The organism is Phycisphaerae bacterium, from assembly GCA_035384605.1.
GTDB lineage: Bacteria > Planctomycetota > Phycisphaerae > UBA1845 > PWPN01 > JAUCQB01.
Map to the genome: position 1 here is coordinate 39,984 of DAOOIV010000025.1, position 11,268 is coordinate 51,251.

The 11,268-nt window shown below is 60.7% G+C and carries 8 protein-coding genes; 4 read left to right on the forward strand and 4 right to left on the reverse strand.

What is annotated here, in order from left to right; translation table 11 throughout:
• Nucleotides 1-364: 364 nt before the first annotated feature.
• From PLL20_08125 to PLL20_08135, 3 genes are all read left to right on the forward strand, one after another.
• On the forward strand, nt 365-1,798 hold the full coding sequence (locus PLL20_08125) for a hypothetical protein (protein ID HPD29945.1): 1,434 nt from the start codon (nt 365-367) through the stop codon (nt 1,796-1,798).
• 301 nt (nt 1,799-2,099) lie between these two features.
• Entirely contained in the window at nt 2,100-2,744 is a 645-nt protein-coding gene (locus PLL20_08130; GenBank protein ID HPD29946.1) for a hypothetical protein, read from the forward strand.
• 467 nt (nt 2,745-3,211) lie between these two features.
• Nucleotides 3,212-5,410, forward strand: a complete 2,199-nt coding sequence (locus PLL20_08135) for an alpha-galactosidase (GenBank protein ID HPD29947.1) — start codon at nt 3,212-3,214, stop codon at nt 5,408-5,410.
• 14 nt (nt 5,411-5,424) lie between these two features.
• On the opposite strand, the gene PLL20_08140 is transcribed toward PLL20_08135, so the two are convergent.
• Complete coding sequence (locus PLL20_08140; protein ID HPD29948.1) at nt 5,425-5,607, reverse strand: hypothetical protein; 183 nt, start codon at nt 5,605-5,607, stop codon at nt 5,425-5,427.
• Nucleotides 5,608-5,840: 233 nt separating this feature from the next.
• On the opposite strand from PLL20_08140, the gene PLL20_08145 reads away from it, so the two are divergent.
• Nucleotides 5,841-7,715 (forward strand): carboxypeptidase-like regulatory domain-containing protein, encoded by a 1,875-nt coding sequence (locus tag PLL20_08145; protein HPD29949.1) that lies wholly within the window; start codon nt 5,841-5,843, stop codon nt 7,713-7,715.
• Between the two features lie 180 nt (nt 7,716-7,895).
• Here the strand turns inward: PLL20_08145 and PLL20_08150 are convergent, their stop codons facing one another.
• The 3 genes from PLL20_08150 to PLL20_08160 all read right to left on the reverse strand — a co-directional run bounded on the left by PLL20_08150 (nt 7,896) and on the right by PLL20_08160 (nt 10,511).
• Nucleotides 7,896-8,402: a DinB family protein gene (locus tag PLL20_08150; protein ID HPD29950.1), complete on the reverse strand. Its 507-nt coding sequence runs from the start codon at nt 8,400-8,402 to the stop codon at nt 7,896-7,898.
• Nucleotides 8,399-9,097 (reverse strand): TetR/AcrR family transcriptional regulator, encoded by a 699-nt coding sequence (locus PLL20_08155; protein ID HPD29951.1) that lies wholly within the window; start codon nt 9,095-9,097, stop codon nt 8,399-8,401. Before PLL20_08155 ends, PLL20_08150 begins: the two co-directional genes overlap by 4 nt.
• A gap of 298 nt (nt 9,098-9,395) precedes the next feature.
• On the reverse strand, nt 9,396-10,511 hold the full coding sequence (locus PLL20_08160) for a M24 family metallopeptidase (protein ID HPD29952.1): 1,116 nt from the start codon (nt 10,509-10,511) through the stop codon (nt 9,396-9,398).
• Nucleotides 10,512-11,268 lie beyond the last annotated feature (757 nt).

Genomic DNA, 11,268 nt, shown 5'->3' on the forward strand with positions numbered 1-11,268 from the left:
ATCCGGCGCCGCGGAGGATACGCAACTCGTATCCGGGCTGAGTCGCCCCTGCCACGGCGAATCATACCCGCCGGTCGCGAGCCGCGATCAGGACCCCGTCCTTTCGGTAGCCCCATCGGGAGGTAATCTCATGTCTTGGGTTTCAGCTTTTCGTAGCCGAGATGTAATCCGGAATGCCGTCTTACTGGTTATTTGCCTGTGGGCCGGACTTGCGGCCGGGGACGAGCCTCAGGCGACCACAACCCGTCCCGCAAGCGATGAACCGGATCTCTGGAGCCTTGCGGACCAGCACGCAGGCACCCTGCGGATATCTACGCTCTTCACTGCACGTGATGTCCAAAGGCATCTGTCGGATGCCGCCGGCATGGAGAAAGCCATCGCCTGGTGCCGGCAAACCGGAATCACGCATGTCTACTTGGAAACCTTCCGCGACGGATATACCGCGGAGCGCGCGGCCCTGCTTGCCGCGAAACAACGGTTCCGGCAACAGGGATTTCTGGTCAGCGGGTGCGTGACCACCACTGGCATCGGACGTAAGAGCGTGAATGGCTGGATGTTTCCCTGCTTTACCGAACAGGCCGGCCTTGACAAACTCACGCAGATCTTCGAATACGCTGCGGGACTCTTCGATGAGATCATGATCGACGATTTCCTGGCCACCCGATGCGAATGTGAGGACTGTGTTCGCGCCCGTGGCGACCGGTCGTGGGACCGCTTTCGCTGCGACCTGATGGTTGACGTCTCACGACAACGCATTCTCGAACCGGCCCGCAGGGTCAATCCCGCCGTCAGCCTCATCATCAAATACCCGCAATGGTATGACGAGTTCCACGAAAAAGGTTACGACGTACTGCGGCAAACCCGCATGTTTGACAAGATCTGGGTCGGCACCGAGACCCGCGACCCCGACAACGAGAAGTGGGGCCGTAAGTCGCAGTATGAGGCCTACTTCATCATGCGCTGGCTTGCCACCCTCGGCGGCGACAAATGCGGCGGTGGATGGTTCGACCCATACGGCACCATCCCGGCTGTGTATCTCGAGCAAGGGCGGCAGACGGTCCTGGCCGGGGCGCGAGAAGTCCTCTTGTTTTGCTACGGTTCACTGCAAAGTCCGGAGGGGCAAGCCAATGTTCAGGCGTTCCGCCGCGAGTTCCCGCAGCTTTTCGAACTCGCGGCCCTCCTGCGGGGCAAGACGCCGCGAGGTATTGCCGCCCCAAAGCCGCCCGACAGCCCCGGAGGCAGTAACCGTTACATCTACGATTACATCGGCTTGCTGGGTTTACCGCTCGTACCGGCCGTCGAGATCCGCGCCGACGCTGCTGCGATGTTTCTTCCTCTCCAAGCCTCGGCGGACGCGGGTCTTGCGTCCAAGATTGCGACAATGGTCGCGGCGCACAAGCCGCTTCTCCTGACCAGGCAACTGGCCGAGAAGCTGGCGGGCTCGGTTGACTGGGCCGTGCCCGAGATCAGCATCCTGGACGTCCCGAACGACCCGTGGAAACTCATGGACATGCCGGCCGAAACGCTGCAGCGGATCCGAGACCGCATGACTGCTCCGTTCGGAGTCCAGGTTCAATGCCCCACGCGAGTCGCTTTGTACTTGTTCGAAGGTAACGTCGCAGCCGTCGAGAGTTTCAATGATCGCCCCGCCGAGGTCCTTCTGACAGTGGCAGGCATGAAGGCTCCCAGACTGGAGCTGTCGATCCCGCCACAGTCCGCGGAGATCGCCGTCCGCGGCGATGGAATGAGGCTCTTGCTTGCTCCGCGCAGTTTGGCGGTGGTGAAATGGGCTGACTGAGCAACGAGGACCGGAGAACGCGGTCAAGCCGGCGAGCCCGTCCTGTGAAATGACGAGCAGAAACGATTAGCCGAACGGCCATAACCAAGCCCCTGGTAACGATTTAGAGTTGCTGCCGGAGCCGACCGAATCCGCCGGTCTCGGAAAAGATTGTGCTTGACCGGCCGGGCACTGATGCGGTAGACTACCTGACACGCATTTCGGAGGATTTCCGCTGCCGAAAACAGTGCGACGCACGATGACCGGCAAGCGGGGAGAGAGAGGTCATTTTCCACACACCTTCTTGTTGGAGGAGAACAAGATGAAACCGATCTTTATTGGAATGGCCCTTCTGTTCATGGTCAGCGCTTCGGCTCATGCTGACCTTGTATACACCTTCAACAGCGATGCTGAGGGTTTCCAGAACGTGTCCTGGCAGGCAAATGCCCCTGCCGGCTGGGGAAACACGCCGACTGTGATGCAGACCCATACGGTCGGCGGCTGGCAGATGCAAATGACCAAGGAGTTCTCCTGGGGACCCGGTGGTGGAAGCGCCAATCAACAGCTTGCGATGCAAGCGCTGGCAAACAGCGGTACGGCCAAGATCGCGTTCGACGTCATGGTCGACGGCACCAGTTTCCCGCCCGCCAGCGGCGTGTGGTATCAGTTCAATGCTGTCGGCAACAGCGACGGCACTCAGGGCTGGACACAGATCGACAAACTCATTGACGCCTGGCAGAACGTGGGCCAGTCCGACTTGCGAACCTGGCACTTCGAACTGACCTTTGCCCAAATGGGCTGGCAGCCTGGCGATACTTGGTTCCAGTTCTGGACGGGCAGCAATTCGGCAGCGGAGAATCCCGTCAACTTCTATCTCGATAACGTGATCATCACTCCCGAACCGGCGGCGCTGACTCTACTGGGTCTGTGCGGGTTGGTTCTGATCCGCCAACGGCGCATTGGGTGAGACCGGCGGCCCCCCAGGGCTGGCCGGACCGCTATTCGGATGCGACTATTCAGCCGAGTCCGGAAGGGCAGAGCCGCTGCGCGCTTCTCGGCCCAAGCTTGAACATACAAGGTCAATTCCCAGATTTCTTTTGAATGGTCAGACCGCACCGCCACGCTCGTTCTTGCCTCACGAAGACCACGTAGTCACGACCCTCGTCATCGCCAACGATTTCAGGCGGAATGCGACACGATGGTCGGGACACAAGCCCCGGCAGGGCTGTTTCCGTACCAACCGGATCACGCACCCCCTGTGCTCTACCAACGCCGTCTTCATAAACGGGCATGCCACCAGTACATTACTGCAGTAATTGGCGTCGCCAAGCTCGACCATCGCCCGGACGGCCCGGGCAATTCGGCCAAACCGGCCTTCGAGAAAATGGTGGTGAAACCGCAGGTGCGTAAGTCACTCGCTAGGGGGCAATGTCAATGCTGATGCGCGCGGGTATTGTCGCGGTCGCGGCTATGGGTCTGGTGGATTCCAGGCTGGCCGCACAAGGGTTCATCGACGTCAACGTGAAACCGGCACCTGACCACGAGGTACGCTACACCTCCGGAACGACGATTTACGTGGAGGGGCTGGTCGAAGATCGATGGGTCGGCCGGTATTGGACTCCAAGCGGCCGGATCAATCTCCCGTACCAGCGATGGGCCGAAGACGCGTTTGAACTTCAGGTCAGGGACGACCCCGCTCCGGATGCGCCGCTGATCCCGCTCTCCAAGGGTTGGAGATGGGTCTCGGCGACCGAAGCACAGGGAACCAACCCGAGCCGGCGCCACTTCGTCGTTGAGCTTTCGCGCGAAGCCCCTCCCGTCACGGTAAGAGTACACACTATGCTCGACGGGACCCCTGTCCTGACCCGCTGGCTGGAGATAACGAATAACGGCAGGAAACCGCTTGCACTGATGACGGTTTCGCCTTGGGCGGGCAGGCTCTGGGCGCAGACAAATGCCCGTCTGCTGCCACCCCACGGAATCGAGCACGACTATACGTTGGGTTACTTCACCCGGCAGGACCAAGGTTTCGAAGGCTGGCTTGAGTGGAAGCCGTTGCCCGCAGGAGACACAGTGATCCAAAGCCTTCTGGGGCAGGCTTTTGACGCTCCGTTTTTCATCGTCCGCAACGAAGCCAGGGGTGAATACTTCGTCGGCCATCTGGCATGGTCCGCCAACTGGCATATGACTTTCCGGTGCGAGCAAGACGGCGCACTGCACTTCGGCATCGGGCCGTCGGCAGGGTGTGCCCAGCGAATCCTCGGTCAGGATGAAACCGTTCAGACGCCGGCGGTGCATCTGGGCCACATCGAAGGCGACCTCGACAGCGCCGTGCAAGCCGTGCACGATCACCTGCGCCGCTCCGTCCTGCCTGCCTACCCACGAGAGCGGGCTTGCCTGGTACAGTATTCGGCAACAGGCGACCAGGGTTACTTGGCCAACGAGTTCGGGGATACGGCCGGCATGAACGAAAGCAACATACTGGCCAACATCGATTTGGCAGCGGCCATCGGGGCGGACGTCTTCATCGTCGATGCCGGATGGTGGGACAATCCCGGAGACTGGGTTCCCTCGCCTGCTCGCTTTCCGCACGGTCTCGAGCCCATCGTGGATTACGCTCACAAGAAGGGCCTGCTCTTCGGCCTGTATGTCGAGATCGAACGCGTCAATGCATGGAACGTGGGCAACGATATCGGCACCAGCAAGGTGGCCCGGGAGCACCCTGACTGGGTAGGACCCCGCGCCATCCTGGATCTCACCAAACCGGAGGTCGCCGCTTACGTGGAATCCGAACTCGCTCGGCTCATTGACCAATACAAGCTCGATCTCTACAGGCTTGACTACAACCCCCTGCCCACGAGTGAAGGACCTTCCGCGACACGTCACGGCTTCACGGAGGACAACTACTGGCGTTACTATGAAGCCTTCTACGGTCTCTTCGAGCGGATCCGCGCCAAGTACCCCAACCTGATCCTCCAGCAATGCGCCGCCGGGGGCGCTCGAAACGACCTGGGGACCATGGGCAGGTTCCATGAACACTACCTCACCGACGGCCTGACCATGCCCAAGGTCCTGCAGAACTACAGTGGTCAGTCTCTGGCCCTGCCGCCGGAAGTCTTCGTCATCGGCCTGGCCGAGGGGGCCCACGGAGTCAATGGCAGCGGCCACATGGATACTTATTTGCGGAACGTCTTCACTCTCTCGACGCCCTGGCTTCTTCTGGGCGTTGCCCCGAGCCTGGGTGAACTCAGTCCTCGCCAGCGCGAGCGCTATGCACATTACGTGAATCTCTACAAGACGTTCATCCGGCCGATCCTGCCGGTTTGCAGGATGTATCACCATGCCCCGGTCTCTGCGACGGGGGGAGTCACCTCAAGCGGCTGGTTTGCGATGGAATACACGGCTCCGGACCGCGGCAAAGGATGGGCTACCATCGTTCGGATCGGAACCAGCGACACAGACACCTATCTATTCAAACCCCGCGGGTTGGACCGCGGCAAGACTTATCGCGCGACCTTTGATAGCACGGGGGAAACGGCAATACGAGACGGCATGGAATGGGTTCGAGACGGGTTGCCTGTCCGCTTGGAGGCCATGATGTCCTCCGAGTTGTTGCTCTTTGAAGCGCAGTAGCTTCTTGCCGTTGCTCAGCCGACGAAGATGCTCTTTCTCACGGCGGCCGCTCCGGCCAAGTAAGCCTCCAATGATGTTTTCGGGTTCATGCCATGCCGGTGCGGCGGGCTGATCGACGGGTTGAATGCAGCCTGCAACAACACACCCGGCTTGAAGGTGCCCACAACGGCCGTGGAGACCGAAAACCCTCTTCGCACGCGTGGACGGAAGCCTCATTTCCTGAACCCGGAGAAAGACTGAAAACAGCTTTGGCGCCGTCGCAGGTGATGTATAATTAGAATGCGGCCAAGGGGCGCGGCCGGGCAAGGACGTCAGAGAACATACGGTTGGTTCAATAGAGTTCATCGACGTCGCATCCCCGGGCTGAACGGGCAAATCGGAGTCCCAGGCCGCATGTCATCTCCCAGCCATCGCAGAAGGAGGACTTGCCATGACACACGTGAAGAACGTCATCCGGCTCCCAAAGAGATCTCTTCTTGTCCGGGAATGCTGGGCAGTTGGTATCGTATGTCTTCTGGCCGGTTGCCCATCGAATGATGGAAATGGCGGCCCGCTGCCCAACGGGCAGGCCAACGTCATTGGATCCGTCAAAGACGTGGCGGGCCGGCGCATCGCCAACGCCTATGTTGCCTGCGGTGGCGTTACCACTACGACGGACAATGAGGGCATGTTCTATCTCGACCTGCCTGTCGGACAGGAACACATTGTCGTTATCTCCTGCGAAGGGTACGTGACCGCCGGCGTTCGCGTCGACGTCAACGAGACGGGCAGTTCCTACTTGCCTGTCACGCTGATGCCGATGGCCGAGCCGCAGAGTCTCAACGCCTCCGACGGCGGGGTGGTCACGGGTGCGCGAAACGCGTCGATCACAGTCCCCCCCGGTGCGTTCGTGAACGCTTCGGGCCGGCCGGTTACAGGCAACGTCGATGTCCGCCTCACGCCCTTTGATCCCGCGACGGCTGCGGAGTTGGCTGCCTATCCCGGCGAGCTGCGGGGTCTGACGCTGACCGGTGAAACACTGCCCCTGGTCACCTACGGGGTCCTGGACATCACCGTCACGCAAAACGGTCAGCCGCTGCAGATCGCCCAAGGACAGACCATCACGGTGCAGGTGCCGGCTCCCAGTAAGGGAGACAAGCCCGACACGTCGGAGGTGTGGATCTTCGATGCGGCCACGAGTCTCTGGGTCCAATCCGAACATGGTGACGCCATTTACGATCCTCAAACCGACAGCTACATCGCCACCATTGGCCATCTGTCGCCGTGCAACATCGATCGGCCCATCGTGCCGACCTGTATCTGGGGCCTGGTCAAGGATGCGCAAGGTAATCCGGTGGCCGGTGCCTTCGTCCAGGCGATCCCGGAGTCGGCCGGCAGAATCTCCTCAGACTACACGGATATGTACGGCTACTTCTGCATGTACGTCGAGCGTAATACCGACATGCGAATCGAGGTATGGACACCGATCTCGGACAGTTGCCCGTCGGCCATGCGGAATGACTCCTATTGCGTGACGACGCGCTCCATCCACAGCGGCTCGGGGCTGGCCGCAGGGGGATATCCGGCCGACTGCTCCGCGAACTGCACCCAGGTACCGGTGATCACCACCGAAGACGTCGACCCCGGCCCGATCGACGAGGCTGCCTGCGTGGTAGCCAGCATCGCCGACAACCCGTTCTGGAACACCTGTGCCAGTGGCTTGGGCGACTTCTATGCGTGCTATGCGCCGCAAGGCGCATGCTTCTACGAGATCGATCCTTTCAACCCCTTTGGTGCCGGCTTTGTCCTTGAGTTCGAGAACGGCTCCAAGATGGAGTCGGAGTTCTCCATCTTTCAAGGACCTGTCACAAGAGTCTACGGGCCGACGGCCAAGGGTAACCCATTATGCGGGACGATCACCGGCAATGACAGCGAAACCACGATCACGACCGCATCGGGCTCCTCGTACACCGTCAGTGTCAGCGAGTCGGGGCGGATGGAAATGACCTGCTCCGGCGGGTTTTCTTTTGTCCTCACACCCGAGCAGGTGGAGTTCTTGAGCGGCTGCAACGGGAGCAGTAGCAACGACGGATCCGGAGTCGCATGCAAGGCAAAGCCAGGAACAATGGGCGCCGCCTGCACTTTCGACTCGGATTGCACGACGCCGGGGTTGACATGCTGTGGGCCGATCGGCGGCGAGCAAACGTGCCAGATTGCGACGTTCTGCGATTTGCTGTGCGATAACGATCTGGATTGCGAGTTTCCGAGCATCTGCTGTTCGGCCGGCGGCTACAACATGTGCATGCCGGCCCAGGCGTGCCAATAGTCGGCCGAAGGCCAAGGTTCACGGCATCGACGTCGACCAGTCTGAATGTGCCGTTCTTCTTCGTCACCAAGGCAGGCGTCATACAGCGGTTGACCAGGAATGTGCAGGCGGTGGAGACGTAATAGCAGCAGCAGTGTGAGAAACCAGGACGGCCCTGGCGCAGGCGAGCACAAGGCCGGTTCAGTTCTGAGAATCGAACACGGGTTTCTTTCCCGCGGCGCGGCGTGCATCGGCAATCTGGCCGGCATGGAAACAAGCATGGAGGCCGATGATCGCGAAACACTGGCCGATCGTTCCGAACAGGGAAGACAGGTGCGTGGGAGCCTTGCTCGGCCTGTCAAGATCCGATTCAGACATCTCGGAGAGCACGTTGAGGGTCTCACCGCGAACCCTGTCAAACTCCGCCCGCAGCTCAGTCAGAGAAGGATAGACGCTGATATCGTTAACCGGCCGGCTGCCCTTACCGAAGAGTCTGTCCCACCGGGCCAGGGGGCTTGGCCGACCGAGGACAAAACCGTTGACGATTCCGGCCTCGGAGTGGATGATGTGGCCCAAAGCCCACAAGGGATGATTGCCGCCGTTAGGCGTGGGTGCGGTGACTTCCGCCCCCTCGACGTCCGCGAGCAGGGCCATCAGCCACTGGCGACTCATGTCAAGTTGGGCCTTCAAGACCGCCGTGCCGTTCATGCGTCGCTCCTCCCCCCAGGTATCGTGCGCGGTTGTGACTTGGATGACTCACCGTTTCCCGAGGCCTGTCCCTTCACCCTGCCTGAGCGTTTGATCAGAGTGCGTTTCATCGCGTCAATCAGGTTGGTCGCCGGCACGCGGGCGATTCCCAGTTTCTTCGCCAGACTCAACCCCGTCAACGTGTTGGCGATCCACTGGGCCCCTGTGTCCGGATCGACCTGGTCGCTGGTGTGGCCGGCATCGCGGGCTTCACGCAGCAGCTTGCGGCAGCGATCCTGAAGGTCGTCGTAGATGTCCTGAACCGCCTCTCGAAGACGGCCGTCGGCGGGGGTCAGCTCGGCCGTCAGGGTGGCCAACATCTGACAGTTGCACCACTCGGGCCGGTTGTTCAACTCGGCCGCTTGGTCGAGCAGGGCCTCGAGACGCTCCGCAGCCGTGTGTTGCTTCATGGCCGGGGCAAAGAGTTGTTCCGCGTATTCCTGGCGGGTCCGCTCCAACACAGCCAGCGCCAGATCCTCCTTTGAATGGAAATGATGATAGAACGCACCTTTGGTCAGGCCCGTCGCCTCCTGAATGTCGGCGATACCAGTCCTGTGGTAGCCATGCTTGCTGAACAACTGGCGGGCGACCTGAAGAATGTCGGTTCGCGTCGCCTCGCCGCGCGATTGAACCGGAGCTGTGTTCGTATTGTTCATGGGCGCGCCTCCCACAAAAAGTACCAATCGGTCGGTAGCTTTATGATAGTTGAGTGGTTTTGTCAAGGCCGTTGGAGTCCTTGGGACGCCCAGCAACCGGCTGACCAAATCCTGTGAGTTTTCGATGGGGCGGACAAGACCCGTTCTCGCAGTCCCCAATTGCCAAACAAGCTCAAGTTGAGCGGTAGGAGATAGCTCGTCAGCAAGATCTTAAGTAATTGATAAGTAAATACTTAAACGCGCTTGAAGGTCGGTTCTGTGCCGCCGGTCATACCTTCCCGTTTTTGAACGGGAATACTCACAGTTCCCGGACACAGCAGCGACAGTACTGTTGACCTTGAACGGCAAACGGCATCGTGGGCCACCCCCCCGTCAGAGAAAGAATCTCATTCCGCCCTGGACCGACCAGAAGGGTATCCTCACTCTTGGTCCCCGCAATCGAGGGATTCCACGCGAAAACCTGGTGCCCCTGAATGGCAATCAGGCAGCCAGGAGCAACGCGGATTTCGCGCCCGAGGTAACCGGTGAGCCCACCCTGGTGGTGAAAGGTCCATTCGTCGGTAAAGCCTTGCTGGGCATAGACTTCCTGAGCAACAGCCAACACCTCGCCCATGGCCTTGCCCGGACGGGTGGCAGCCATCATGGCCGCATCGATTCGGCAGACTGCTTCATGTTTGCGACGAAGTTCCGGGTCAATGGGGCCAAAGCTGAAAAGGCGGGTTACTGAGACAGTCAGACCGTGCCGTTCACCACCCAGGACACCCATACCGTACCGTTCAAAAACCCGACCGGTCGGAATGGGATGCCGATAATGCCTTATGCGATCATCGGCCGCCACGAGCAGGACTGGAGTGCGAATGCCCTTGGCGAGGGCCGTCTGGGCTATTCGGGCGGCCAAACCAAATTCCGTCATGCCAGGCTCGGCTTGGCCGCAGGCAACCTCAAGGCACTCCGCCACGTCCCGGGCAAGGATGCGGTAGCGTCGGATTTCACCCTCCGTCATGACCCATCGAAGCGTCGCGAAGTCTGTGTCCAGACAGCACACCCCGCCCGGCAAGGCAGGAAATGGCACGTCGCAGGCTGTCCGAAGTCCACCGACCTCCGCCAACCAAAGTCGCTTCAGGGCCTCCTCATCAAACCAGGATGCCGCTTTGACCTCGATGTCCAAATCGGCCAGTTCCTCGTCGGCCAGTCGCGGGGCTTCGATATTGTTGGTGAGACAGATGGTCCGCTCCCTGGTGATCAACAGCGCGGCGATGCCGGTGCTGTCGGCCGTTCCCACATGGTTGAGCCCCCCGGCGGTGTACCAGGCAAAGTTCGGTCGTTGAGCCAGCACCACTGCATCGAGGGCATGGGATTCCATGTACTCGACCACCCGCCGATGCTTGGTTTGATGTTCCTCGCGTCTTGTCACGCTCGCGCACCTCCGAGCAATGCGCCAGATTGTAAGAGATCTCTGCTCCGCCTGCAGTGCGCGACCGTCTGGGCGGGCATGCCGACCGGTCCAGGTTGGGCAATCAACCCTCTTGAGGGGGTCTTCCCGCCCAAGGCGGGCTGATAGGCCGACCGTTGTATGACCGGTTGTGGTCGCCCGCGGTTGTTCTTCCTATGGTCTCAGCCCGTTTCAACGGGCTTACTCGACAAGGACAGGCCCGTTAAAACAGGCTCGATGGGGTGACACCGTGAGGGAGGAATTGGCCGACCGTGAACCAGTCGTAAAACGGCCGGCCTGTTTGCCCTTCGGGAAAGACCGCTGAAGCGGTCTGCTTTCGGCTTGCGTTCGCGACAACCGGGTCAGCCGCCAGGAGTGCCGCCGCTTCTGTCACAGGCCCCACACCCCCGGCCCCGCCAAGAGCCGCGAGCTTACAGCCCAGAGCCCAAAGCCCCGCCGCCGCTCCGCTCCAACCGCCCTTTCCGGAGCACCCCTCATGTTCCCCCCCTTGTCTAGCTGACGACTGAGAGCTGATTGCTGATTGCTGGAAGCTCCCTTGCCCGCTCTTTGAAACCTGAAGACCAGCCCCCTCCGGCCGAAGCCAAGAGCCAACACCCCAAGAACTCTCTCCGACCAAACGAACCCACCGACCCGCTCGGCCCGGAATCCTTTCCGGGCCGCACTCTCGCTCGCTCGGCCCGGAATCCTTTCCGGGCCGCACCCTCGCTCGCTCGGCCCG

Coding starts and splice junctions, on each gene's coding strand:
- PLL20_08125 (HPD29945.1), top strand. CDS start 365: ATGGAGAAAGCCATCGCCTGGTGCCGGCAAACCGGAATCACGCATGTC.
- PLL20_08130 (HPD29946.1), top strand. CDS start 2,100: ATGAAACCGATCTTTATTGGAATGGCCCTTCTGTTCATGGTCAGCGCT.
- PLL20_08135 (HPD29947.1), top strand. CDS start 3,212: ATGCTGATGCGCGCGGGTATTGTCGCGGTCGCGGCTATGGGTCTGGTG.
- PLL20_08145 (HPD29949.1), top strand. CDS start 5,841: ATGACACACGTGAAGAACGTCATCCGGCTCCCAAAGAGATCTCTTCTT.
- PLL20_08150 (HPD29950.1), bottom strand. CDS start 8,402: ATGAACGGCACGGCGGTCTTGAAGGCCCAACTTGACATGAGTCGCCAG.
- PLL20_08155 (HPD29951.1), bottom strand. CDS start 9,097: ATGAACAATACGAACACAGCTCCGGTTCAATCGCGCGGCGAGGCGACG.